The 23,679-nt window shown below is 67.8% G+C and carries 24 protein-coding genes; 16 read left to right on the top strand and 8 right to left on the bottom strand.

The features are described from left to right. Window positions 1-9 precede the first annotated feature (9 nt). The 5 genes from NRB20_RS03290 (at window position 10) to NRB20_RS03270 (ending at window position 4,592) form a co-directional block, all read left to right on the top strand. Window positions 10-975, top strand: a complete 966-nt coding sequence (locus tag NRB20_RS03290) for an oxygenase MpaB family protein (protein WP_406603772.1) — start codon at window positions 10-12, stop codon at window positions 973-975. A 3-nt stretch (window positions 976-978) separates the two neighbouring features. After that, window positions 979-1,611, top strand: a complete 633-nt coding sequence (locus NRB20_RS03285) for a TetR/AcrR family transcriptional regulator (RefSeq protein ID WP_153407614.1) — start codon at window positions 979-981, stop codon at window positions 1,609-1,611. A gap of 156 nt (window positions 1,612-1,767) precedes the next feature. After that, a complete protein-coding gene (locus NRB20_RS03280; protein ID WP_153407613.1) occupies window positions 1,768-2,334 on the top strand; it encodes a hypothetical protein in 567 nt (188 codons plus the stop codon). A 194-nt stretch (window positions 2,335-2,528) separates the two neighbouring features. After that, a complete protein-coding gene (locus NRB20_RS03275) occupies window positions 2,529-3,371 on the top strand; it encodes an SDR family oxidoreductase (protein WP_153407612.1) in 843 nt (280 codons plus the stop codon). Between the two features lie 24 nt (window positions 3,372-3,395). After that, window positions 3,396-4,592, top strand: coding sequence for a cytochrome P450 (locus tag NRB20_RS03270; RefSeq protein WP_153407611.1), 1,197 nt, complete (start codon window positions 3,396-3,398; stop codon window positions 4,590-4,592). A gap of 65 nt (window positions 4,593-4,657) precedes the next feature. Here the strand turns inward: NRB20_RS03270 and NRB20_RS03265 are convergent, their stop codons facing one another. Continuing rightward, window positions 4,658-5,440, bottom strand: a complete 783-nt coding sequence (locus tag NRB20_RS03265) for a spirocyclase AveC family protein (protein ID WP_153407610.1) — start codon at window positions 5,438-5,440, stop codon at window positions 4,658-4,660. Between the two features lie 236 nt (window positions 5,441-5,676). Here NRB20_RS03265 and NRB20_RS03260 point away from each other — a divergent pair, with 236 nt between their 5' ends. Together NRB20_RS03260 and NRB20_RS39490 are read left to right on the top strand one after the other, a co-directional pair. Further along, complete coding sequence (locus tag NRB20_RS03260; protein ID WP_153407609.1) at window positions 5,677-6,318, top strand: TetR/AcrR family transcriptional regulator; 642 nt, start codon at window positions 5,677-5,679, stop codon at window positions 6,316-6,318. Next, window positions 6,315-6,719, top strand: coding sequence for a helix-turn-helix domain-containing protein (locus NRB20_RS39490; protein WP_153407850.1), 405 nt, complete (start codon window positions 6,315-6,317; stop codon window positions 6,717-6,719). Before NRB20_RS03260 ends, NRB20_RS39490 begins: the two co-directional genes overlap by 4 nt. A 131-nt stretch (window positions 6,720-6,850) precedes the next feature. Here the strand turns inward: NRB20_RS39490 and NRB20_RS03250 are convergent, their stop codons facing one another. After that, window positions 6,851-7,084: a DUF3039 domain-containing protein gene (locus NRB20_RS03250; RefSeq protein WP_319944390.1), complete on the bottom strand. Its 234-nt coding sequence runs from the start codon at window positions 7,082-7,084 to the stop codon at window positions 6,851-6,853. A 334-nt stretch (window positions 7,085-7,418) separates the two neighbouring features. Between NRB20_RS03250 and NRB20_RS37870 the strand changes: the two genes are divergently transcribed. Further along, on the top strand, window positions 7,419-7,718 hold the full coding sequence (locus NRB20_RS37870) for a DUF3099 domain-containing protein (RefSeq protein ID WP_227833196.1): 300 nt from the start codon (window positions 7,419-7,421) through the stop codon (window positions 7,716-7,718). A gap of 58 nt (window positions 7,719-7,776) precedes the next feature. Here NRB20_RS37870 and NRB20_RS03240 read toward each other — a convergent pair whose 3' ends face one another. Next, the gene (locus NRB20_RS03240) at window positions 7,777-9,027 is read right to left on the bottom strand and encodes an MFS transporter (protein ID WP_153407849.1); all 1,251 of its coding nucleotides are present in this window, start codon (window positions 9,025-9,027) and stop codon (window positions 7,777-7,779) included. A 211-nt stretch (window positions 9,028-9,238) separates the two neighbouring features. Between NRB20_RS03240 and NRB20_RS03235 the strand changes: the two genes are divergently transcribed. After that, complete coding sequence (locus NRB20_RS03235) at window positions 9,239-10,285, top strand: GlxA family transcriptional regulator (RefSeq protein ID WP_319944389.1); 1,047 nt, start codon at window positions 9,239-9,241, stop codon at window positions 10,283-10,285. A gap of 73 nt (window positions 10,286-10,358) precedes the next feature. Beyond that, window positions 10,359-11,111 carry a hypothetical protein gene (locus NRB20_RS03230; protein ID WP_153407606.1) on the top strand — a complete coding sequence of 251 codons (753 nt, stop codon included), beginning with the start codon at window positions 10,359-10,361 and terminating at the stop codon, window positions 11,109-11,111. A gap of 6 nt (window positions 11,112-11,117) precedes the next feature. Here NRB20_RS03230 and NRB20_RS03225 read toward each other — a convergent pair whose 3' ends face one another. Then, on the bottom strand, window positions 11,118-12,224 hold the full coding sequence (locus tag NRB20_RS03225) for a YihY/virulence factor BrkB family protein (RefSeq protein WP_153407605.1): 1,107 nt from the start codon (window positions 12,222-12,224) through the stop codon (window positions 11,118-11,120). A gap of 574 nt (window positions 12,225-12,798) precedes the next feature. On the opposite strand from NRB20_RS03225, the gene NRB20_RS03220 reads away from it, so the two are divergent. Further along, the gene (locus tag NRB20_RS03220) at window positions 12,799-14,511 is read left to right on the top strand and encodes a DEAD/DEAH box helicase (RefSeq protein ID WP_319944388.1); all 1,713 of its coding nucleotides are present in this window, start codon (window positions 12,799-12,801) and stop codon (window positions 14,509-14,511) included. A gap of 118 nt (window positions 14,512-14,629) precedes the next feature. On the opposite strand, the gene bfr is transcribed toward NRB20_RS03220, so the two are convergent. Then, the gene (gene bfr / locus NRB20_RS03215) at window positions 14,630-15,112 is read right to left on the bottom strand and encodes a bacterioferritin (RefSeq protein WP_153407603.1); all 483 of its coding nucleotides are present in this window, start codon (window positions 15,110-15,112) and stop codon (window positions 14,630-14,632) included. Here bfr and NRB20_RS39750 point away from each other — a divergent pair. Continuing rightward, a complete protein-coding gene (locus NRB20_RS39750; RefSeq protein WP_454786535.1) occupies window positions 15,111-15,500 on the top strand; it encodes a hypothetical protein in 390 nt (129 codons plus the stop codon). The two genes, bfr and NRB20_RS39750, sit on opposite strands and share 2 nt — an antisense overlap. Before the next feature lie 84 nt (window positions 15,501-15,584). Here the strand turns inward: NRB20_RS39750 and NRB20_RS03205 are convergent, their stop codons facing one another. Then, the gene (locus NRB20_RS03205) at window positions 15,585-16,199 is read right to left on the bottom strand and encodes a methyltransferase family protein (protein ID WP_194289697.1); all 615 of its coding nucleotides are present in this window, start codon (window positions 16,197-16,199) and stop codon (window positions 15,585-15,587) included. A 140-nt stretch (window positions 16,200-16,339) separates the two neighbouring features. Here NRB20_RS03205 and NRB20_RS03200 point away from each other — a divergent pair, with 140 nt between their 5' ends. Together NRB20_RS03200 and NRB20_RS03195 are read left to right on the top strand one after the other, a co-directional pair. Continuing rightward, on the top strand, window positions 16,340-17,398 hold the full coding sequence (locus NRB20_RS03200) for an ATP-binding protein (protein ID WP_319944387.1): 1,059 nt from the start codon (window positions 16,340-16,342) through the stop codon (window positions 17,396-17,398). Then, entirely contained in the window at window positions 17,395-19,209 is a 1,815-nt protein-coding gene (locus NRB20_RS03195; protein ID WP_153407601.1) for a vWA domain-containing protein, read from the top strand. Before NRB20_RS03200 ends, NRB20_RS03195 begins: the two co-directional genes overlap by 4 nt. A 50-nt stretch (window positions 19,210-19,259) precedes the next feature. Here the strand turns inward: NRB20_RS03195 and NRB20_RS03190 are convergent, their stop codons facing one another. Then, a complete protein-coding gene (locus NRB20_RS03190) occupies window positions 19,260-19,817 on the bottom strand; it encodes a hypothetical protein (RefSeq protein WP_153407600.1) in 558 nt (185 codons plus the stop codon). Between the two features lies 1 nt (window position 19,818). After that, entirely contained in the window at window positions 19,819-21,555 is a 1,737-nt protein-coding gene (locus tag NRB20_RS03185; RefSeq protein ID WP_153407599.1) for a DEAD/DEAH box helicase, read from the bottom strand. A gap of 157 nt (window positions 21,556-21,712) precedes the next feature. Here NRB20_RS03185 and NRB20_RS03180 point away from each other — a divergent pair, with 157 nt between their 5' ends. Further along, window positions 21,713-22,423: a TetR/AcrR family transcriptional regulator C-terminal domain-containing protein gene (locus NRB20_RS03180; RefSeq protein ID WP_153407846.1), complete on the top strand. Its 711-nt coding sequence runs from the start codon at window positions 21,713-21,715 to the stop codon at window positions 22,421-22,423. Between the two features lie 120 nt (window positions 22,424-22,543). Continuing rightward, entirely contained in the window at window positions 22,544-23,611 is a 1,068-nt protein-coding gene (locus NRB20_RS03175; protein WP_319944386.1) for an alpha/beta hydrolase, read from the top strand. The last annotated feature ends 68 nt before the right edge of the window (window positions 23,612-23,679 follow it).

Genomic DNA, 23,679 nt, shown 5'->3' with positions numbered 1-23,679 from the left:
CGAGGTACCGTGACCACCACTGAATCCGCCGCGGACGACATTGTCCCGTCGTCGGAACAGCCTGACGCACAACTCGATTCGCGCGAGCGGGCGCTGGCCGAGGACGTGCGGTGGTTCCTCGGCTCACCGCTGGGCGGCGTCTTCGGCGGGCTGGCCCTGGACCAGGTCGCCTACCGCCGGATCGCCGCGGCCGTGGACCGCACCGGACGTTTCGCCGACAATTTCACCGATCGCGGCGTGCGCAGCGCGGCCTTCACCGCGCTCATGGCATTCGGCGATCCGACCGACCGGGAGACGTTCCGGGGCGATCTCAAGCGCCTGCACGCGGACGTGAAGGGAACGGGCCGAGGCGAATTCGCCGAAGACCGCTACAGCGCCCTGGCTCCCGAACTGTGGATCTGGGTGGCGGTCAGTTCGCTGCACGTGTTCTACCGGGCCTACCTGACCATCGGCGCGCCGCGACTGGACGAGCGGGATCGGGAACTGGTCTACCGGACCATGCGCGCGGAGATGGCGTACCTCGAATTGCCCAGTCGCGCGGGCAAACTGCCCGAGACGGTGCGGGAGATGCTCGACTACTACGACCAGGTCGCCGCCACCGAACTGGCCGACAACGAGTTCCTGCGCTTCGCCCGCCGCGGCTTCCTCGCGCCACCGCCGTCGAAGATCCTGATCCCGCCGGGCCTGCATCCGGTGCTCGCCCCGATCTGGCGAGTCCTGGTGAAGCTGGCCGCCCGGCCCACCATCGTCTGCTCGGACGCGGTGGCCCATCCGCGGATGCGGGAGCTGTTCGGGGTCCGCGCCACCGCCCGGGACCGGCTGGAGTTCGCGATCTACGTGCGGATCCTGCGGGTCGCGTGGCGGCGGCTGCCGCGCCGGTTGGCACTGTCGCCGTTGGCCTACAACCGTTATCGGTACGAGCGCATCCGGCGGCGGTATCGCAATGTCCTGCTGGACTCCTTCGCCGCGCCCTGAGCGATGCCGGATATCGAGGGTCTGCTCGGCACGTTGGTGGACGGACTGAGCCGGCTGGATCCCACCTCCCGCAGGATCGTCACCGCCGCCCGAATCTGCTTCACCGACAACGGTTTCGGCGAGACCACCATGCAGCGCATCGCCGATGCCGCGGGCGTCGGCGTGGCGACGGTGTACCGCCGCTTCGGACACAAACAGCACCTGGTGCGCCTGGCGATCATGGACGAGGCGCTACGCCTGGCGACCCGGCTGGCCGAGGTCGCCGAGCACACCACCGGCCCGGAACAGACCATGACCGAGGTCTTCGTGGCCTTCGTGCACGAGGCCGCCGCCCCGAAACTGCTCACCCGCAGCATCCGCGAATCACCCGCCGCCGGTGAGCTCACCGATTTCCTCACCGACGCCGACGCCGTCACCATGTCCCGGATGCTGGTCACCCCCCATCTGCAACGCTGGCAGACCACCGGCCAGATCCCCGCAGACCTCGACATCGCGATCGTCGCCGAACTCATCGCCCGCCTGATCATGTCCCTGATCGAAACCCCCACCTCGGTCATCCCGTTGCAGGACACCGACAAGGCCCGCGATTTCGCCCGCGGCTACCTGGTCCCACTCCTACAGACCTGGCGGGCCTGACAATTCCCACGGCCGCCCGGCCGAATCGGGGCACAGTGGACGGAAGCGACTGATTGCCACGGTTTTTCGGCCGCGGACCGGAAATCAAATGCGGCGTGTCCGCTGTGGCGCGCCGGATAGCCTCAATCGCGAGGGGGCATTCCGCGATGGATCGGTATGACGAATTTTCCCGGCTGGCAGGTGACCGCCGAGCGGATGCGCTCGGCGGCCACCTCGGTGGAGGTGTCGGTATTCGGGTATCGGTCGGGCGGGACGGCGCGCGACCCGCGCCGGTGCGGCGGTCGGCTATCGCCCGCTCCCGCCGACGTGGAGGGGACGTCGGCGGGTCTGGCCGGTATCCCGGTCGGACATCCGGTACTGGCCGCGGTCGAATGGTTCGAGGCCCACCGCGGCCCGGCCGGGGCGTATCTGGCGGCGTTGCGCGCGACACCGATCCTGATCACCAGCGTCAACACGGACGGATTCGCCTCCCGCCTCGGCGAGGGCGGGTGCCCGGGGGAACGCTGGCTGGTCAATTGGATGCCCGAACTCGTGCTGACCCGCAAGCAGGTCTACAGCGTCATGGTCTTCCACGAGATCCTCCTCGCGCACGACTTGGACAGCGGCACGATGCTGGCCATGCTCCGCGACCTCGCCGCCGATGTCTACGTTCCGATGGAGAAGATCCTGCGGCGTCTGAACCATATCGGCCGACCTCGGGGAATAACATTGCGGGAGAGCTGATTTCGGGTGAGCCGTCGATCGGCCGCTCGCGGCGTGATCGCCCTCGGTGGGTGGGCGAGGGTCGGGGAGTGCGGTGAACTCCTCGACCCGGGCGAGCCGGGTTGTGCATCCGCGGCCGCGGCTGGTGTATTGACCAACCGCGCCCCGCTCGCTAGTTTGGAACAAAAGTTAGGTTCGTTCGATCCGGAGGAAGTATGAGTGCGATCGACAAGTTCCGGTACGACGGCAGGCGCGTCCTCGTCGTCGGCGGTGCGACCGGAATGGGCGCTGCCGCCGCACATCTCGTGAAAGATCTGGGCGCCGAGGTCACGGTGATGGACAACGCGCCCGTCGACTACGCCACCGATCGGGTCGTCCCGATGGATCTGCGCGATCCCGATTCGATCGATGCCGCGGTCGACGCGCTGGCCGGTCCGGTGCACGCGGTCTTCGCCGCGGCGGGTATCGCGGACGGTCCGGATATGATGCGCGCCAACTTCATCGGCCATCGGCATCTGCTGGAGCGGCTGCTCGCGGCCGGGAAACTGCCGCGAGGCGCGGCGATCTGTTTCATCTCCTCGGTGGCCGGGATGGGCTGGGAGAACAACCTGCCGGTGGTGCTGGAGTTCCTGGACACGCCGGATTACGCGGCCGCGCACGCCTGGGTACAGGAGCGCGAGTCCACCGGCGCGATGCACTACGGCTTCAGCAAGCAGGCCATCAACGCCTACGTCGCGACCCGCGCGTATCGCCTGCTGGAGAAGGGGATTCGGATCAACGCCATCTGCCCCGGCCCGACCGATACCCCGCTCGCCCGAGCCAATGCCGACAGCTGGCTGACCTTCGCGCAGGACTATCGCGACGCCACCGGTGCGGCACTGCACGTCCCGGAGCAGATGGGCAACGCCATGGTCTTCCTCAACAGCGCGGCGGCCAGCGGCGTCAGCGGGATCACGCTCATCGTGGACAGCGGCCACGCGATGTCCTCGCTCACCGGCGCATACGCCCCGGGCAAACCGCTCATGGACATCATCACCGGGCGCGTTCCGCTCGGTTAGCACGGTGTGGAAAGGCGGCGACCCATGTCCGAGACCCTCGCGGCGGATCCGTATTACGACCCCTACGATTTCGCCATCGACGACGATCCCTATCCGATATGGCAGCGGCTGCGCGCGGAATCGCCGCTGTATCACAACGACCGATACGATTTCTATGCGCTGAGCCGATATTCGGACGTCGCGAAAGGACTGCACGACTGGCGCACCTTCCGTTCCGGCCGCGGCACCGTGCTGGATATCATTTCCAGCGGTGTGGAAATGCCGCCGGGGCTGATCCTGTTCGAGGATCCGCCGCTGCACGATATCCACCGCAAGATTCTGGCGCGGGTCTTCACGCCCCGGCGGATCGCGGCCGTCGAGCCCATGGCCAGGCAGTTCGCCGTCGAGGCGCTGGATCGGCTGCGTGGCGCGGACGGTTTCGATTTCATCGCCGATATCGGCGTCGCGATGCCCATGCAGACCATCGGTGCGCTGCTGGGCATTCCGCAGCAGGACCAGTCGCGGATTCGCGATACCACCGACAGCATCATCACGCTCGAATCCGGTTCGCCGGGGGAGGGGATGAAGGTCGAACCGCCGAATCTGGAACTCATCGCCGAATACGTCGACTGGCGCGCCCGCAATCCGACCGACGATCTGATGACCGATCTGATCAATGCGGAAGTCGAGAGCGAGGACGGCGGCACCCGGCCGCTGACGCGCACGGAGATATTGACGTACATCAGCATGATCTTCGGCGCGGGCAGCGAAACCACCACGCGGCTCATCGGATTCATCGGGCAGTTGCTGTCCGAACATCCCGGGCAACGACGTGAACTCGTCGCGGATCACTCGCTCATCCCCGACGCCATCGAGGAGGTGCTGCGTTACGAGCCGCCCTCCCCGGTGCAGGCCCGCTACGTCGCGACCGCGACCGAGTTCTACGGCTACCCGGTTCCGGAGGGGGCGTCGATGCTGCTGCTCAACGCCTCGGCCAATCGCGACGAACGGCAGTACACCGAGCCGGACCGATTCGACATCCACAGGCAGGCAGGTCATTTGAGCTTCGGCTTCGGATTGCACTTCTGCCTCGGGGCCGCGCTGGCACGCATGGAGGCCCGCGTCGCGCTCGAGGAGGTCCTGCTGCGCTGGCCGGATTGGGAACTCGATCGGACCGGGGCGGTCCGGGCGCACACCTCGAGTGTGCGGGGATGGGCGAAACTTCCGGTCACCGTACCGTGAGTGACGAGGCGTTCCGCATCGCGCGGAACGCCTCGTATCACGTTGTGCGGCAACATTTTCAAGCTCTACCGAGGCTGATTCGGTATCCCCGGGAACAGTTCCGCCGTCGGCCCTGCGGTCACCCGGCCCTGAAGTTTGGTCACCAGATGCGGCGCGAAGACCGCGCCGTACAACGCGGTACCCAGGACGACGATCCCCACCACCGACAGGATCGACGACCGCACCCGATTCGCCGAAATCCGTTCCGCCAGTAGGTCGATGACCGTGCGCCCCGCGGTATCGGTCCGGCCCGACACATAGGTGAAGACCATCATCTGCACCCCCATGGCGAGCGCGTCGTACAGCGGGTACTGATGTTTGGTCCCCTCCCACAGCGCCAGCCCGTGGATGACGCGGCCGTAGTAGAACACCCCGAACCGTGCGCCCAGAATCGCGTTGAACAGGAAAGCCCACACGAAACCCGTCGCGAGCCCGGTGATGAGCAGCGTCTGCGGCCGCCGCCACCCGAACCGGCCGATCAACCAGCGCCCGAGTGCCGTGCCGAGTACGGCGGGCAGCACGAAATAGGAGATGTACCCGGGCGGCACCGCGGCCGGCAGCCCGCCCCAGGTCATGTTCAGCGGCCACCAGGACGGCATCCGCGGGATTGCGGGCGCGAACTGCGCGTAGACGGCCCAGTCGTAGGGCGCCTCGATCCAGGAGAACGAGATCGCCGAAATGCACAGCAGCACAAGCGGATGCAGTCGGCGACGGCGATACGACAGGTAGATCCCGGCGGCGAGGAACCCCAGCCCGCCGAGATAGGCGAACCCGATGGCGATCTGCAACAGCGGCGTCGACTCGGTCATCGCGCACGCTCCCGTTCGCGGCGGCGGGCTTCCGGATCGAACCGGCACACCACACCGAAGATGACGACGACGAGCCCGAACAGCGTGCCCAGCATGATGCCTGCGCCCACGTCCGCACCCCCTTCGAAACGAGCTTCGCGAAGCTTTGGATAGTGCTCACTATCCTAAATCAGGACAGCGGGCACTGTCCTATGATCGGATCGAAACCGCCGGCGCCGTTCCAGGAGCGAACGACCATGTCTCAGAAGCCTTCCGACCGTCCCGCCCCGGCGCGCCGCCCGCGCGGCGAACCGCGCCGGCTGCTGCTCGACGCCGCCCGCACCCTGTTCGCCCGCCAGGACTACCGCAGCACGACGACCCGCGAGATCGCCGAGGCCGCCGGGGTGAGCGAACATCTGCTGTTCCGCAACTTCGGTTCCAAGGCGGCGCTGTTCCGGGAGGCCGTGGTGCTGCCGTTCACCGGTTTCGTCGACGATTTCGGCCGCATGTGGCGCGCGGTCGTCCCGGACGAAACCGACGAGCGGGAGTTGGCCGGACGGTTCGCCGGACAGCTCTACGACCTGTTCGTGGAGAACCGGGGACTGGTCGTCACGCTGCTGGCCTCGGAAACTCTCGGCCCGGAGGAGATCGAGGACACCGGCATCGCCGATATCCGCCGCGCCCTGGACGCGCTCGGCCGGATCAGCGCCGAAGGTATGCGGTTGCGCGGGGTGCGATCGGATCATCCTGCGCTGGCGGCACATTCGACGGTCGCGATGATCGCCGGGATGGCCGCGCTGCGCTCGACCTACTTCGGCGCCGAACAGCCGCCGCGGTCCGCGATCGTGGCCGAACTCACCCAGGCCATCCTGTACGGCTTCCTGCACAGGCACGGCTGAGCCGCGCGCCGCCCGATTCACCCGAGCGGCGATGGCGAGCCTGCCGGCCGGCTCCGCCGGCATCCACCAACTCCCCGACAACCCCACTCAGCGACCTGATCACCAACGACCCCGGCGGCACCCGTGCCTTCGCCCGCCGCGTCCTACGCTCGATCCTCGAACTCCCCGACGACGACCGCGTCATCCACCTCGACACCGCCCAGGCCTGGCTCGACGCCAAGGGCTCCGCCGCCGAAGCGGGCCGCGTACTCCACTGCCACGAGAACACCGTCCGCTACCGAATTCGCCGCCTCGAAGAACGCCTCGGCACCGACCTGGACAACCCCCTCGACCTCGCCGAACTGGCCGCCGCCCTCCAAGCCGTCCGCACCTTCCCCGACCTGGCCGCCCCACAGTCCTGACGCGATTTCCGCAGCTGGCGTCGGTGACGTCCGCACAAACCGACGACGCGGCACCCGGCAACGACGACCAGTGCCGGTGGGGCTTGATCGCGGCCGCGGTGACGTGGGCTCTGCTGTTCTTGCCGAGGTGGTCAGTCCCGCTTCATCATTTCGTAGACCTGCTTGCAGTCCGGGCAGACCGGGGAGCCGGGCTTGGCGGAGCGGGTGACGGGGAAGACCTCGCCACACAGGGCCACGACGTGGGTGCCCATGACCGCGCTCTCGGCGATCTTGTCCTTCTTGACGTAGTGGAAGTATTTGGGGGTGTCGCTGTCGGTCGACTCGTCGGTGGTCGAATCCGGGCGAACGAGGGTATCGGTGCTCACCCCTCCATGATGCCGCATCCGGTCTCCGGATCGCGTGGTGGTGCTCGCGATCACCGCGTGTGCATCCGATCTCCGGGAGTGGAAGACTCGGGGTATGCAGCGTGACGGCGAAACTCCCGATGCCGATATCCGCGACCAGCCGGTCGACGGTGGTGAGGCGCGTACGGAGGCCGGGCGCACCGACAGCGCCGCGCCGCACGACCCCGATCCCGAGGTACAACTCCCACCCACCGGCGCCGTCCCGCCGCCGCGCAGCGAGGGATTCTTCCGCGGCGCTCAACCGGACGGGGGTGGCGGTGGTTTCTTCCGCGGGCCCAAACAGGACGCCGCGGTCCTGATCACCGAGGCGGCCCCGTCCCTGGAACAGCAGCATCGGGCCCGGGTGCGCCGGTACTCGCTGTTGATGGGATTCCGTATACCCTGCTTGATCCTGGCCGCGGGCGCGTACGGGCTGTGGCACAACGCGCTCATCTCGCTGGCCATCATCGGCGTGTCGATTCCGCTGCCGTGGATCGCGGTGCTGATCGCCAACGATCGGCCGCCGCGTCGCAAGGACGAGCCGAGTCGCTGGGACGGGCGTCGCGCCGAACACAAGGCCATCGAGTCGGGGCAGCATCCGTCGATCGACGGGTGAGTTTTCGCCCCGCGCCCGGCCGTCACGATGCGGCCGGGCGATTCCCGAGGCATGCCCTTCACGCCGCCGCGGCGACCGTCCTGCGGGAACGAATGAATCCCGACATCACCATCGCGATCGCACACAATCCACCCGCGATGTACCAGGCCAGGTCGTAACTGCCGCGCACGTCACGGATGATCCCGGCCCCGGTGGCGGCCAGCGCGGCCCCGATCTGGTGGGAGGCGAACACCCACCCGAACGCGACGGGTCCGTCTTCGCCGAAGTACTTGCGGCACAACGCAACTGTGGGCGGCACGGTCGCGATCCAGTCGAGCCCGTAGAAGACGATGAACACCCACATACTCGGTTTCGTATCCGGCGCGAGCAACGACGGCAGGATCACCAGCGACAACCCGCGCAGCCCGTAGTAGGTCATCAGCAGATATCGCGAATCGACGCGATCGGTGAGCCACCCCGACGCGATCGTCCCGGCGACATCGAAGATGCCGACCGTCGCCAGCAGCCCGGCCGCGGTGGTCGGCGGCATGCCGTGATCGTGCGCCGCACTCACGAAATAGGTACCGACCAAACCATTGGTCGACGCACCGCAGACCGCGAAACCGCCTGCCAGTAACCAGAACTGGGGTTTGCGCGCGACCCGCGACAGCACCGTCACCGCGCGCGCCGCTCCGCCCCGCAGCGCCGTGCGCACTCCGGTCCGATCGCCGGGCTCGGCCCCGTAGGCCCTGACATCGATATCACTCGGAAAATCCCGGATCAGCAGCAGCACCAGCGGCGCCACGGCCAGCGCCGCACCCGCGACCACCAGCGAGGGCATCCGCCACCCGTACGCCTGCGCCAGCGCGGAGATCAGCGGCAGGAACACCAGCTGCCCGGTCGCTCCGGCCGCGGTGAGCACGCCGGTGACCAGCCCGCGATGTCGGACGAACCAGCGTCCGGTGATGGTGGCCACGAACGGCATCGACATCGACCCGACACCGACTCCGACCAGGAACCCCCATGTCGCCAACAGCTCCCACGGTCGGGTCATGAACACCGTCAGCCCGCTGCCTGCCGCCACGAGCACCAGCGCGCACGCCACCACCCGACGGATGCCGAACCGATCCATCAACGCGGCCGCGAACGGTGAGATCAGCCCGTACAGCAGCACATTCAGCGATACCGCGGCCCCGATCGTCCCGTGCGACCAGCCGAATTCCCGATGCAGCGGATCCATCAGCACACTCGGCACCGACCGGAATCCCGCCGCCCCGATCAACGCCACGAATGCCGCGACGGCCACGAACCACGCCGGATGAACCGGCATCCGGGCGAGCCGGGACGCCCGTCCCCGAGCTGCCGTTCCGGACTCCGGCACGGCACGTCCGTCCCACTCCGAGGTGGGCTCCCTCAATTCGGTCACCACAAGAGCGTGCCCGAGGAGGTGTTGCACCACGAGTGGCCTGAATGCCACAATCCGTCAATATCTGGCCAACTCGGCGTCGACGTCATCGCGCCGGTACGGAGAGGAGACGACGGTGACCGCGGTACACACCGTGGCCGTGCTGGCGCTCGCGCCGGTGGTGGGTTTCGATATGACGATTCCGCCGACCGTGTTCAGGTCGGTGCACGGGCCGGACGATGCCGCGCTGTACGACGTGCGGGTGTGCGGCCTCGATCCTGCGGGGGTGGAGTCCACGGCCGGATACACGATCGTGCCGCAGGCCGGGCCGGAACTGCTCGCCACCGCGGATACCGTGATCGTCCCGGGGACGCAGTACCCGCGGTCCCGATACGACGGCGTGCTGTCCGCCGACGTGGCCGAGGTGTTGGCGACCATCCGCGACGACGCGCGCATCGTCTCGATCTGCACCGGCGCGTTCGTCCTGGCCGCCGCCGGTTTGCTGGACGGCCGCCGCGCCACCACGCACTGGGCGCACGCCGAGGACTTCCGCCGCCTGTACCCGCGCGTGCGGCTGGACGAGAACCTGCTGTTCGTCGAGGACGGAAACCTCTACACCGCAGCGGGTTTGGCCGCCGGACTCGATCTGTGCCTGCACCTGCTGCGCATCGATCACGGCAGCGAGGTCGCCAATCGCGCCGCGCGCTACTGCGTGGTGCCACCGTGGCGCGACGGCGGCCAGTCGCAGTTCATCGATCGGCACATCCCCGACGACGGCACCGACGGCACCGCGCCCACCCGCGCCTGGATGCTCCGGCACCTGGATCGCGAGCTGGATCTGGCCACCGCGGCCGCGCACGCGCGAATGAGCGTGCGCACCTTCACCCGCCGCTTCAAAGCCGAAACCGGTCAGGCGCCCGGCGCGTGGTTGCAGCAGCAGCGGCTGCGGCACGCCCGGCATCTGCTCGAGACCACCGACCTGTCGATCGACGAGGTGGCCCGCGCCGCCGGGATGGGCACCGCCTCCTCGCTGCGCCATCACATGCGGGTCGAACTGGGTGTTCCGCCGCTGGCCTATCGCCGCACGTTTCGTGCCGAACAGCCGTCCGGGACGCGCCGGACCAGTGAGTTCGGACAGGTTCCCGCCATGGATTCGCCGCCTGTGGCAGGCTCGAAGGCGTGAACCAGCCTGCGAGCGAGCCGATGGCACAGTAGGCTCGACGCAGGACGGAGCCGAGCACGGGCGAGGTGAGGTCGTGAGCGACGAAATCGATCTGTCAGTAACCCTCGAACAGTATTTACAGGTATTCCGTCAACCAGGGCTGCGGCGCGAGGAATTACAGTCCCTGCGCGAGAGCGTCGGCCATTTCCTCGATATCGCCTCCCCGCCGGAGGGGCAGGAGTTGTTGCGGGGCGCGATCGCACCGGATTCGCTGTCACTGGCCCTGCAACTCGAGCGCGCGCTCGATCACGCACTGGCCGAACGTGATGCGGCCGAGCGGGAGCATCAGCGCCGGGTGGACATCCGGGCCAGGATGATCGCCGCGATGGACGCCCTGGACGAATTCATGCGCGATATGCCGGGCCTGGCGAAGAAGGAGATCGCGGTCGGCACCCTGGTCCTGGACGAGGGTTTCGAGTTGCTCGAGGGCGGGCTCGTGCGCATCACCGAGGCGCAGGAGGCCGCCTCGGACCTCGCACCCGGCGCGCTGGAGGATCGTCGCGCCGAGTTGGAGGATCGGATGAGTGCGGCGGTCGCCGCCCGCGCGGAGCTGATGCTCTCCAGCATCGCCGCCCTGCGCGAGGCCCTGGGTTATTCCGCCGACGGCACCGGGATGCCCTGGGTGATAGCCGAATTGGCGGCGGACGGACTCGACGTGGCCGAACCGTTCGCCGGTACCGCGGCGATCCTGCCCGACTGCCCGCTCAAGGAGCTGCTCACCCAGATCATCGCGGATGCGGCTCTGGCACAGGCGTTTCCGAACTCGCACAGCACCGAGGGCGGCTGATCCGGGTCAGGAGGACAGGTGTAGCGGATTCGTCTCCTGCGGGGGCGGTCCGGGCTCGGTCTCCGCATCGTGTCGTGCGGTTTCGGAGGCGGAGTCGAGCGAGCGACGCAGCCGGAACGAGAGCCAGCGCCGGATGATGTCGAACCGGGTCCTGCGGGCGGGCCAGAACTCCTGCACGGTCGCGTTGAATTCCGCCCCGAGGATCACCGCGAACGCGAGGAAATAGGTGAACAGCAGGAATGCGATCGGCGTGGACAACGCCCCGTAGCTGATGCCGGTGCGGGTCACCCAGGCCAGATACCGCCGCAGGACGACGCTGGCGGCCATGAAGAACGCGCCCGCCACCAGCGCACCCCCGAAGAGCCGGTGCCACGGCAGCGACCGGTGCAGCGCGAACTTGTAGAGCGTGGTCAGCCCGACGATCAGCAGCAGCCCGGTGCCCGGATAGTAGAACGAGTCGATCAGCCGCAGCCCCGGCTCGCGCCACGCCTCGGGCAGTATCCGTCCGATCAAGGTCGGCCCGACCGCGACCAACGGCAGCACGAACACCGCCACGATCAGGAATCCCACATACAGCAGCAGCGCGAAGATGCGCTGCCACACCGGGTTCCGCGCGTCCTGCTGATGGTGCGCGGCCACGATGGCGTCCACGAACGTCGCCATCGCCGAGGATCCGGCCCACAGCGACAGCACGAATCCGATCGACACCACCGCGCCGCGTCCGCGTTGCAGCACGTCCCGCACGGTGGGGGCGATCAGATCGTCGACCACGGTGGAGCTGAACAGATTCCGGCTGAACGTGATGATCTTGCTCTCGACGATGTGCACCGTATCGGGCCCGAACCACCCGCCGACGTACCCCAGACACCCCAGCAGTCCCAGCAGCAGCGGCGCCAGCGACAACATTTGCCAGAAGGCCGCCGCCGCCGATTTGGTGAATATCGAGTCGTCCCAGGCCCTTACGACCACCCGGGCCACCAACGCCCAGGTCCGCAGCAGTGCGTGCACCACCCGCCCGATGACCACGATCAGCCACCGCCCGACCCCACGCACCCCCGACTCGACCCGCGTCGGCCGTTCCCCGTCCGCGCGCGGCACCCTCTGATCATTCATCTCGCCTAACAGCATCGCCTACCGCCGCCCGAAACGCGCGCCCACCACCCCCACCCCCTCCGGTGTCGCACCCCCCATACCCACCCGATGGCCGAAACGTTGCTCGCGGGTGCAGACGGCAACTCGGGCCATGGACGCCCGGCGCTCACGGGTATTGGGTCAGCCGAGCCCACGTCCACCTCGTGCCGCCCGCCCGAACAACACCGACCGAGACCTCGTGGCCCAGTGTGATTTCGGACTCCGCCCACCTCCGGCAAGACCAATTCCGAACGTCGCAGCCAGGGCAGATTCCGGACCACCGGACAGATCCTCGAGAGCCGCCCGGCACACCCATCCGATGATGCAAAACAAGCCCGAGGTCACCCAGTTCCGCCAACTCCGGATAACGCCGACACCAAATAACGCCGACAGCAAGGGTCGGGGCCCGGCTCGATTCTGGACTGACGGAGCGGGGGAGCGGAGCGGAGGAGGGAAGAATCGAGCCTTGGGGCCCCGACCCGCCGGGGCGGAGCGGAGGCCAAGGATCCAGTGTCGGATTGGATAGTTGTCGGTGGGGGTCGGTACGCTTCATCGAGTGACTTCGGGTGGTGGCGGTTCTTTACGTGCGTGGCAGCGCAGGGCTCTGACCAGGTATTTGACGACCAAACCACGCGATTTCCTCGCGGTGGCTACGCCGGGAGCAGGTAAGACGACGTTCGCGCTGCGGGTGGCGGCCGAGCTGCTGGGCGATCGGACTGTGGATCAGGTCACGGTGGTCGCGCCCACCGAGCACCTCAAGCATCAGTGGGCGGCGTCGGCATCGCGGTCCGGGCTCGCCCTGGATTCGAACTTCTCGAACTCCACCGGCGGCACGTCCGGCGACTATCACGGCGTGGTCGTCACCTACGCGCAGGTGGCCTCGCACCCGTTCAAACATCGCGTGCGCACCGAAAACCGCCGCACCCTGGTGATTCTCGACGAGATCCACCACGCGGGCGACGCCAAGAGCTGGGGTGAGGCGACGGCCGAGGCGTTCGGCGACGCGACCCGGCGCCTCGCGCTGACCGGTACCCCGTTCCGCAGCGACGACAGCCAGATCCCGTTCGTCACCTACGAACCCGACGAGGCCGGATTTCCGCGTTCGCGCGCCGATCACACCTACGGCTATTCCGAGGCACTCGCCGACGGCGTCGTGCGGCCGGTGGTGTTCCTGGCCTATTCCGGTGAGGCGCACTGGCGCGACAGCGCGGGCGAGGAGTACTCCGCACGCCTCGGCGAACCGTTGAGCGCCGAGCAGACCGCCCGTGCCTGGCGCACCGCCCTCGACCCCGCGGGCGACTGGATGTCGAAGGTACTGATCGCCGCCGACACCCGGCTGCGGCAGTTGCGCGCCACCGGGATGGCCGACGCGGGCGGCCTGGTGATCGCCACCGATCAGGAGAAGGCGCGCGATTACGCCGATCTGCTGGAACATATTTCGGGCAGCAAACCCGCGGTCGTGCTCTCGGACGATCCGGGTTCCTCGGATCGGATCGACGCGTTCGCCCGCAGCACCGATCCGTGGATGGTCGCGGTGCGCATGGTGTCCGAGGGCGTCGACGTGCCGCGTCTGGCGGTCGGCGTGTACGCGACCAGTGCCTCGACGCCGCTGTATTTCGCGCAGGCGATCGGTCGTTTCGTGCGTGCCCGGCGTCCCGGCGAGACCGCGAGTGTGTTCCTGCCGTCGGTGCCGGTGCTGCTGGATCTGGCCGCGCAGTTGGAGGTGCAGCGCGATCACGTCATCGGCAAACCGCATCGCGAGAAGGACGCCCTCGACGACGAGTTGCTGATCGAGGCGAACAAGCAGGAGGACGAGCCGGGCGAGGAGGAGAAGAAATTCGTCGCACTGGCCGCGGACGCCGAACTGGATCAGGTTATCTACGACGGTGATTCGTTCGGCACCGCGACGTTCTCCGGCAGTGACGAGGAGGCCGACTATCTCGGCATTCCCGGCCTGCTCGACGCCGATCAGATGCGCGCGCTGCTGCGCGACCGGCAGACCCGCCAGATCCAGGAGCGCAGTGCCGCCGCCACCGCGGTCGATGACGGCCCGAGCGCGTCGGCGGCCTCTGAGCGGGTCGCGACCGCGGACAAACTGGGGGAGTTGCGCCGCGAACTCAACAGCCTGGTCGCCATGCATCATCACCGAACGGGTAAGCCGCACGGCGTGATTCACGGTGAGCTGCGTCGGGAGTGTGGCGGCCCGCCCACGGCCCTGGCCACGGTCGACCAGCTGACCGAGCGCATCGCCGCGTTGCGGCGGATGTGATCGGCCGACAGATACGGCGAAGCCGCGCTACGGCCGATGAACTCGGCCGCATCGCGGCGGAATCGGGCACCGTGGCACCCGTCCGGTCACCTGCGCGACCGGACGAGTGCGAACGGGATCAGTCGCCTTCGGGAGTGTCGGTGAAGCGCTGGAGGTACAGCGGCTCACCGAGTTTCGTCAGCAGTTCGAGTTCGGTCTCGAGGTAGTCGACGTGCTCTTCCTCGTCCTCGAGAATCGTCTCGAAGATGCGGGCGGAGGTCACGTCACCGCGCGAACGCATCAGTTCGATGCCCGGACGCAGCCGGTTCACCGCTTCCATCTCGACGGCGAGGTCGGCCTGCAACTGTTCGCCGACGGTCTGGCCGATCCGCAGCACGTTGAGCTTCTGATAGTTGGGGAGTCCCTCGAGGAACAGGATGCGGTCGGTGAGGATCTCCGCATGCTTCATCTCATCGATGGACTCGTAGCGAGTGTGCTTGGCGAGCTTGGTGAGACCCCAGTTCTCCTGCATCTTGGCGTGCAGGAAGTACTGGTTGATCGCCGTCAATTCGGCGGTGAGCTGCTCGTTGAGCAACGCGATAATATCCTTGTCGCCTTCCATGAAAGCGATGATGGCACACGCCGAAAAGAGCCCGAAACACCGGGCTCACATTGTAGCAGTGCAAAGGTCAGCCACACCTCAATGTGGCAAGGCTCACCTGAGCGAATATTCAGCTTCTTCCGGACGTACCGTGCATAAGGGAAATCAGGCCGCTGAACTGTCGGATGACGCGCTCGCCGAAGCCGCCATGGCCTGGCCGAACACCTCGCTGAAACGTCGGGTGCAGCTGCCGCAGCCGGGCTTCCAGTCGCAGGCCCGCTTGACTTCCTTGGTCGAGCACGCGCCCGCCTCAACGCAGCTGTGCACGTCGGACTCTGACACGGCGTTGCAAATGCAGATGTACACGGTCGGCCTCGCGGTGCGTTGGGGCGGTTCTAGGCGAGGTTAGCCTCCCCTGCGGAGGTTAGCCTCGCCTTATGTATAGCACGGTTTCTCGTGTGTGAGAACCGTTCACCGCCCTCCGAATATGTGTTCAGGCACGGATCAGCGGCCCCGCAAACGGCACCAGCGCCGGGACACGCCGCCGGTAGCTGCGGTAATCGTCACCGAACGTGTCGATCAACATGTGGTCCTCGACCCGCACCCGGCGCAGCAGCCAGCCCAGGACGAATACCAGCAGCACGATCGAGGATCCGAAGCCGGCGATCAGCGTCAGCCCCAGCATGAGCCCGATCAGCCCGGTGTAGATCGGATGCCGCACCAGCCGATAGGGCCCACCCGTGCGCAACTGATGGTCCTGCTGGATCATCGGCCGCCCGGCCCACATCGTGCCCAGCGCCAGCCGCGCCCACACCATCAGTCCCGCCGATGCGACGACCAGGATCGCCCCGATCCCGCGCAGCACCCCGACCTTCCAGGTGATCGGATCCCAAATGCCGTGCGGCAGTAGCCGAATCACCACGCTCAGCACGATGATCCCGGCGATCATCCACGGTTCGGGCAGGAACGTCCGCACGAAGTGCCAGACCTTCCCCCAGAATCCGCCCGGCCGGACCGCGGCGAACCACACGGCGGTCGCCAACCACACGATCCCGACGACATCGATACTCCAACCGGCCAGCATGACCAGCACATCCAGAGTGTTCATGCCGTCGAGCATGCGCGTTCGAGGCCCCGCGGAACACCACCCGCCAACCGATCCCGCTCCACCCGCGGGTGGATATTCGCTGGCTCACCCCACCGGTCCGGCCCTAACCTGGCCGAACGATCTTTCGGTGAAGGGGGAATGTGGAAGCGACCGTCGCGGTGACGCCGGATCAGTTGCCCGAGTTGTTACTACACGTCGCGGTGGTGCGTCCGGTATTCCTTTGGGGCGCACCGGGTATCGGCAAGAGTTCGCTGGTGCGAGCGTTCGCGGATTCGCTCGGCCTGGACTGTGTGACGCTGCTGGGTACGCAGCTGGCCCCGGAGGATCTGATCGGCGTGCCGCAGATCGTCGAGGACCGCAGCCGATTCGCCCCGCCGGAGACGATCGCGCGTGACGAGCCGTACTGCCTGTTCCTCGACGAGCTGAACGCCGCCCCCGCGGAGGTGCAGAAGTCGTTCTACTCGCTGATCCTGGATCGGCGCATCGGCGCGTACGAATTGCCCGCCGGATCGATCGTCATCGGCGCCGGGAATCGCGCGACCGACAACGCCCTGGCGCGCCCGATGGTCTCGGCGCTGGTGAACCGCATGGTGCACGTCCATCTGCGCGCGAATGTCGAGGACTGGCTGAAGTGGGCCGCGCACAACGGAATTCACCCCTGGATCGTCGAGTACATCGTGCAGCGCCCGGATCACCTGTGGTCCGCGCCGCCCAAGTCCGAGCAGCCGTTCTCGACCCCGCGCGGCTGGCACATGCTCTCGGACGCGCTGCACTCCTACGGTGACGGAATCGGCGACGACATGCTGTGGGTGCTGGCCTCGGGCACGCTGACCACCGCGCACGCCTCGGGTTTTCGTGCGTTCGTCAAGACGATGCGGCACGCCTACGACCTGGACGCGGTGATCAAGGGCGAGGCGTCGTGGCCGCGCGATCCGGCCGATCGCGATCTGCTGTATTTCCTGTCCGAAACGTTCCGGGTGCGGTTGATCCGCGAACTGCCCGCCTCCCGTGACCATATCTCGGGTGGCGTGAGACGCTTTGTGCTGCGCGCGAAGTCGATGCTGACCGAACTCGCGGAGATCTCCGTGGAATGCGCGCAACTGGTGATCGCCTCGGACGAGGCCGGGGTTCCGGTGCTGCCGCCCTGGTTCCTGGTCGAGATCACCCGGGATCTGCCCAGGCTCGCGGCGCGGCGATGAGCGCTCGCGTGCACGGTAAGGCGTCCGATCCGTGGGGCGACAAGCGCAGGGAGGGCGCGAAACAGGTGTGGGCCAACCCGATCTTCCGGCGGCTGAGGATCGGGTGGGACGCGGGTGAGTCGCTGCCCGCCGAGGTGTGGGCGGTCGTCGGACCGCTCGGCGGTATCCGTTACAACCCGCGAGTGCGCGGGGAGCCCGGCGAGTGGGCAGGTGTCATCGCACATCTGTTGCTGCACATGGGATTCGGGCATTCGGATCCGCGGGGTGTGCCCGAGCGGGCGCTCGAGCCGAACCGGGTGAACCTGAAATATCTGCCGGCCCGGCATCAACCCGAGCAGGTGTATCGAGCGGCCTGCTGCGCGTTGGTCGACGATTATCTGGTGGCGATGAAGATCCCCCGGCCGCCGGTCGACGCGCCCCCGCTCGGCGGCACCGACGAGCTGGCGCTCACCGAACGCTGGTGGGCTGCCGGTGTGCCGGAACCGTATCGGCGGCAGGGGTTTCCGGATTTCCTGATCGGCACCGAGGAGCAGGCTCGGACCGGTGATCACCGCGCGCGTTTCGCCGCGGGCATCGCCGAGGCCGCCCGCGACGCGCTCGAGGTCACCGGACGCGATGTCACCGGTGGGCAGCGGCGGACACCGCACGCGTGGGATCGGGCACTGGGCTGGTTCGTCTCCTCGTACCCGCTGCTGGGTGCGCTGGCCGCCGGGATGACGATCGTCGCGGACGCGGATCTCGTTCGGGCATGGGATATTTCGATCGCCGCGGTGAACGCCGAGGCCGCCGAGATCTACATCAATCCGCATGCGGGCCTGTCCACCCAGGAATGGCGTTTCGTGCTGGCGCACGAAATGTTGCATGCCGCACTGCGGCACGGGGATCGGGCCCAGTGGCGTGACGCGTATCTGTTCAATGTTGCCTGCGATTACGTCGTCAACGGGTGGCTGGTGGAGATGGGTGTCGGGGAACTGCCCGAGGGCCTGCTGTACGACCCGGAGCTGAAAGGGCTTGCCGCGGAACAGATCTACGATCGTATCGCCGGAGATCTGCGCAGGGTGCGCAAGCTGGCCACGCTGCGCGGTCGCGGGCGCGGCGATATTGTCGGAGAACCCTTGCCGCACAGTGGAACTCCTGGTCGGTACATCGATCTGGACGAGTACTATCGGGGCGCTCTCGCCACCGGTCTGGCCTATCATCTGTCCGGTGGTCGCGGCCTGCTGCCCGCCGGGTTGGAACAGGAGATCAGGGCGCTGGATCAGCCGCCGCTGCCGTGGGATGCCCAGTTGGCCCGCTGGTTCGACGAATTCGTTCCCACCGTCGAACCACGTCGCAGTTACGCCCGGGCCTCGCGCCGCCAATCCGCCACCCCCGACATTCCCCGGCCCGCGTGGGTGCGCCCGGACGAATCGGTGTGCCTGCCGACATTCGGTGTGGTGCTGGACACTTCGGGATCCATGTCGAGCGAACTGATGGGCAAGGGACTGGGTGCGATCGCGGCCTATGCCCGCGCCCGCGACGTCCCGCGCGCCCGTGTGGTCTGCTGCGACGCCGCCGCGCACGACGCGGGATATCTGCCCGTCGACGAGATCGCCGGACGCGTCCGAGTGCGCGGCCGGGGCGGCACCCTGTTGCAACCGGGTATCCGTCTGCTCGAACGCGCCGAGGATTTTCCCGCCGACGGCCCGATCCTGATCATCACCGACGGCATGTGTGATGTCGTCCGCGTGCGCCGCGACCACGCCTTCCTGATTCCGGCCGGGGCGTCACTCCCGTTCCGTCCGCGCGGTCCGGTGTTCCGCATGCGCTGAGCGCATTGGGGACCGGTCGACTTCGTATGTGCCGGAACAGATTCAGCGGGTTACGTCGTTACGCCGAAAAACGTCGCCGGATCGAGGGATGCGATGGGTGTCCAGCGGGGTGCCGGGGTGTCGCCGGTCGGGGCTTGCTCGGTGTCGGCACTGTGGAAGCCCTGGAGATCCAGTGCGAGCCAGGGGTTTTCGTCGATCTGGCGGGCGAGGGCGTAGCAGGTGGCGAGCAGGTGTAGGCAGCGTGGGTTGCGGGCGGCGCAGGAGCAGTCGGTGAGGTGGAGGGTCGGGGCTACCGTGATGCCGTCGGTGCGCAGGGTCGCGTGCGTCTCATCACCGAGTTCTACCGTGTCCGTGGGGATTCGGGTGGATATGGCGGTGATTGTGGTAGGAGACAAGGGCGTGAGTTCGAGGTAGGTGGTCGAGGCCTGGGCGCCGCGGTGGATGGTGGCTCGGATGGCGGTGCCGTCGATTTCGGTGTGGACGCCGTTGTTGCGGGCGATGCTGCGGGCGCGGGGGAGTAGGGGGTCGGGGCGGGTGGTGCGCAGCGGTTCGGCGAGGCGGACCCAGTCCATTCCCCAGGCGGTGTAGCCGAATTCGTTGTCGGGCATGTCAATTGCCTCGCTTGCGACGCAGGAGGGTGAGCAGGTGGTCGTCGTCCAGGCGGGCCAGGGCGGCGACCGCGCCGGTGCCGGCATCGGTGTCGGAGGTGAGATCGGCCAGGGCGGATTTGCGGTCGTGCATCGCCGCGATGTGCTCCTCGACGGTCGTTCCGGTGGTCAGGGTGGTGACGGTGACCGTGCGGGTCTGGCCGATGCGGTGGGCGCGATCGGATGCCTGCGCCTCGACGGCGGGATTCCACCAGCGGTCGTAGTGGATCACATCGGCCGCGCGGGTCAGAGTGAGTCCGGTACCGGCCGCGCGCAGGCTCAGGATCAGCACCGGCGGCCCGTCCGCGGACTGGAATCGGGTGACGATCCGGGTGCGTTCGTCGATGCTCAGGCCGCCGTGGAAGAACGGCGCGGTGACCCCGAGCTGTTCGGCGCAGTGCCGCACCAGCAGTTCGCCGGTGCGCCGGAATCGGGTGAACACGAGCGTCGGATCGCCGAGTTCGACATTGTTGGCCAGGATGTCGGCACAGATATCGAATTTCCCGGAGCGCCCGGATAATTCGTCGAGATCACCGGAGATCAGACCGGGGTGGTTGCACACCTGACCGAGCGCGGTGAGCACCGCCAGCACCCGCGAATGCCGCTGGACGCCGCTGCCGAAGCCCTCGTCCTCGGCGCGGTCGAGCAACTCGTCGTAGAGCCGCCCCTGCTCATCGGTGAGATCGCAGATCAGATCGCAGTGGATCTTCGGCGGCAGTGCCGCGGCGACCTGAGACTTCTTGCGGGTCAACACGATCGGCTCGAGCGTGTCCCGCAGTCGCAGCGCCGCGTCGGCCGAACCCTCGTGGATCGGCCGCACGAACCGCCGCCGGAACTGCGCCTTGTGCGTGAACGACCGGGGCACGACGAGGTTCAACAGCGCCCACAACTCGTCGAGATGGTTCTCCACCGGGGTTCCGGTCAGTGCGATCCGCGCCTGCGCGGTCACCGCACGCGCGGCCTTCGCGACCTGGGTGCGCGGATTCTTCAATACCTGCGCCTCGTCGAATATTACTGTCGCCCAGGATCGTTCGCCCAACGGCCCGGCATGCCCGCGCAACGTCGGATAACCCGCGATCACCACGAGATCCGAAGCGTCGGAAGGCAACTCACCCCCTCGCCAGGCCACCGGCCGCAGACTCGGCGCGAACCGTTCGATCTCGTGCACCCAGTTGCTCACCAGCGACGTCGGGCACAACACGAGCTGTGGCCCGTCGTGTCCGAGCAGAAATCCGATGGCCTGCACGGTTTTTCCCAGACCCATCTCATCGGCGAGTACCGCACCGCCGTGCACGTCCACGGTCTCCCGCAGCCAGGCGATCCCGCGCGCCTGATACGGCCGCAGCCGCGCACGCAGCATCGTGTCGAGTTCCGCGCCGACCGCCATCGTCCCGGTCAGCGCCCGCATCGCCCGATCCGCCGAAATGATCCCGGTCCCAGTGGCATTCGGCACCGCGTGTGCGGCGGGCGGCAGCGTGCTCGCGTCCGCGGCCTCATCCAGCGCCGCGCGCCAGGCGCGCACGGACGACGTGCGGCGGGCCACGGTGAGGTGATCCGGTTCGACCAGCATGCACTCGACCTGCGTGACGGCGATATCGCCCGTGTCCGACGGAATCGCCAGCGCGATCCGATCCGGTTCGCCCTGTCCACGAGGTGCGGGCCCGGGCCGACGCCCGGTCCAGGTCCACAGCGCGAACATGTGCCGATCGGGCAGATAGGTGGCGTGAGTGGCGGGCAGAGCGTGCCTCCCTTATCGGCGTACAGCGTACGGTGTAGAGTAACGCCGTACAGTGTACCGAAATTCCAGGAGTCGCGCCGTGACCGAAGAATCGGCCCTCGACCAGGCAACTCGTCTGATGAGCCTGCTCTGGCGAGACGCGCTGCCGCCCCCGGCGCGCGCCCGCGGCCCCCGGCAGGGCGTATCCGTCGACGCGGTCGTGCGCGCCGGAATCGCGATCGCCGACCGCGAGGGCTACGAACGTGTCTCGATCCGCACGGTCGCCGCCGAACTGGGCCTGCGCCCGATGAGCCTCTACACCTACGTCCCCGGTAAGGACGCGCTGATCATGCTCATGGTCGACGCGGTCGCCGCCGAGGACGCACCCATCGATCCGGCCCGGCCGGTGCGCGAACGCATGGCGGCGATCGCGCACGGGGTGCGCGCCGAACTGCTGGCCCACCCCTGGCTGCTCGAGGTGCCGCCGTGGCGACAAGTGTTGGGCCCCGGCCGAATCCGCCGATTCGAACGTCAACTCGCCGCCCTCGACGGCACCGGCCTCGACGATCTGGAGATGGACCGCGTCATCGCGGTGCTGTCCGAATTCGCCACCGGTAACGCCCGCATGGCCGTCGCCGCCGCACGCAGCGCGCGGGAGATGAGCGACGCGCAGTGGTGGGAGATGCACGGACCGCTGCTGGCGCAGGTCATGCCCGAGTCGGACTATCCGCTCTCCAGCCGGGTGGGCGCGGCCGCCGGGCAGACGTACGAGGCCCCCGGCGATCCCGACGGCGCGTTCGACTACGGCCTGGCACGTTTGCTGGACGGTATCGAGAACCATTCGCGATAGTTGTCCGTTCCCCGCACAACAATCGGATCACCCGTCTGCGAGCCGCGACAGGATGAATCGTGGCTTCCGTTACGGTGGCTCGCTGGTAACCAGCCAGGTCGACAGGAGAGGCGCGGAGCTGTGAAATCTCGTCGGATACGTCGCGGCACACGGATGGCGGCCCTCGCCGCGGCCACGGTCTTCCTCGCCGCCGTCGGCATCCAGACCGGAACCGCCGGGGCACACGCGGATCCGATCATCACCTCCGGCTCGCTGCTGGGCGACCGGTCCGCGCCGGACGGTTCGCGGGTGCAGTCGGCCAAACTGCTCGGCAAACGCGACCTGCAACTCATGGTGTATTCGACGGCGATGGGTAAGGCCTTCCCGGTGAACGTGCACCGCCCCGCCGACACCTCGGTCCCGCGCCCGACGCTGTACCTGCTCAACGGCGCCGGTGGCGGTGAGGACAGCGCGACCTGGGACCACAACACCGATATCGTCTCCGGCTTCATGGCCGACAAGAACGTCAACGTGATCCAGCCGATCGGCGGCGCGTGGAGTTACTACACCGACTGGATCAAGGACGATCCGACGCTGGGCCGCAACAAGTGGAAGACGTACTTCACCGAGGAACTGCCGCCGATCATCAACGCGGCCCTGGGCGCCAACGGCATCAATGCCATTGCCGGACTGTCGACATCGGGCACGACGGTGCTGGCGCTGCCGATCGCGAAGCCGGGCCTGTACCGCGCGGCGGCGGCGTACAGCGGCTGCGCCCAGACCAGCGATCCGATCGGCGCGCAGTACATCAAGCTGACCGTCGACGTGTGGGGCGGGGGCAACACCGACAACATGTGGGGTCCGGAGGGATCGCCGCTGTGGGCGGCCAACGATCCGTATCTGCACGCCGACAAGCTGCGCGGCCTGGGTCTGTACGTCTCCTCGGGCAACGGGCTGCCCGGCCCGTACGACACCCTGGACGGCAAGTACGCGCTGCCCGGTCCGGGCGGTCTGGCCAACCAGTTGATCGTCGGCGGCGTCATCGAGGCGGGCGTGGACTACTGCACCCACAACCTCGCCACCCGGCTCGCGCAGCTGCACATTCCGGCGACGTTCAACTTCCAGCCCTCGGGCACCCACTCGTGGGGGTACTGGCGGGAGAACTTCATCCGGTCCTGGCCGGTGCTGGCCAAGGGGCTCGGGGTGTAGCTCCGGTCCGGAGAACAGGAAACGGGCGGCCCCGGAAGGGGCCGCCCGTGTGTGTTTGTCTTCGAAGA

The organism is Nocardia macrotermitis (assembly GCF_009604405.1).
Classification (GTDB): Bacteria; Actinomycetota; Actinomycetes; order Mycobacteriales; family Mycobacteriaceae; genus Nocardia; species Nocardia macrotermitis.
The sequence above is the reverse complement of the archived record's forward strand: the minus strand, read 5'-3'. Positions and strand labels throughout refer to the sequence as shown.

Bases quoted from the DNA above. Each gene is read 5' to 3' on its own strand.
- NRB20_RS03275 (WP_153407612.1), top strand. From the start codon at position 2,529: ATGAGTGCGATCGACAAGTTCCGGTACGACGGCAGGCGCGTCCTCGTC.
- NRB20_RS03285 (WP_153407614.1), top strand. From the start codon at position 979: ATGCCGGATATCGAGGGTCTGCTCGGCACGTTGGTGGACGGACTGAGC.
- bfr (WP_153407603.1), bottom strand. From the start codon at position 15,112: ATGGAAGGCGACAAGGATATTATCGCGTTGCTCAACGAGCAGCTCACC.
- NRB20_RS03260 (WP_153407609.1), top strand. From the start codon at position 5,677: ATGTCTCAGAAGCCTTCCGACCGTCCCGCCCCGGCGCGCCGCCCGCGC.
- NRB20_RS03180 (WP_153407846.1), top strand. From the start codon at position 21,713: ATGAGCCTGCTCTGGCGAGACGCGCTGCCGCCCCCGGCGCGCGCCCGC.
- NRB20_RS03225 (WP_153407605.1), bottom strand. From the start codon at position 12,224: ATGAATGATCAGAGGGTGCCGCGCGCGGACGGGGAACGGCCGACGCGG.
- NRB20_RS39750 (WP_454786535.1), top strand. From the start codon at position 15,111: ATGAAAGCGATGATGGCACACGCCGAAAAGAGCCCGAAACACCGGGCT.
- NRB20_RS03190 (WP_153407600.1), bottom strand. From the start codon at position 19,817: ATGCCCGACAACGAATTCGGCTACACCGCCTGGGGAATGGACTGGGTC.
- NRB20_RS03195 (WP_153407601.1), top strand. From the start codon at position 17,395: ATGAGCGCTCGCGTGCACGGTAAGGCGTCCGATCCGTGGGGCGACAAG.
- NRB20_RS03205 (WP_194289697.1), bottom strand. From the start codon at position 16,199: ATGAACACTCTGGATGTGCTGGTCATGCTGGCCGGTTGGAGTATCGAT.
- NRB20_RS03270 (WP_153407611.1), top strand. From the start codon at position 3,396: ATGTCCGAGACCCTCGCGGCGGATCCGTATTACGACCCCTACGATTTC.
- NRB20_RS03280 (WP_153407613.1), top strand. From the start codon at position 1,768: ATGACGAATTTTCCCGGCTGGCAGGTGACCGCCGAGCGGATGCGCTCG.
- NRB20_RS03265 (WP_153407610.1), bottom strand. From the start codon at position 5,440: ATGACCGAGTCGACGCCGCTGTTGCAGATCGCCATCGGGTTCGCCTAT.
- NRB20_RS03185 (WP_153407599.1), bottom strand. From the start codon at position 21,555: ATGTTCGCGCTGTGGACCTGGACCGGGCGTCGGCCCGGGCCCGCACCT.
- NRB20_RS03240 (WP_153407849.1), bottom strand. From the start codon at position 9,027: ATGCCGGTTCATCCGGCGTGGTTCGTGGCCGTCGCGGCATTCGTGGCG.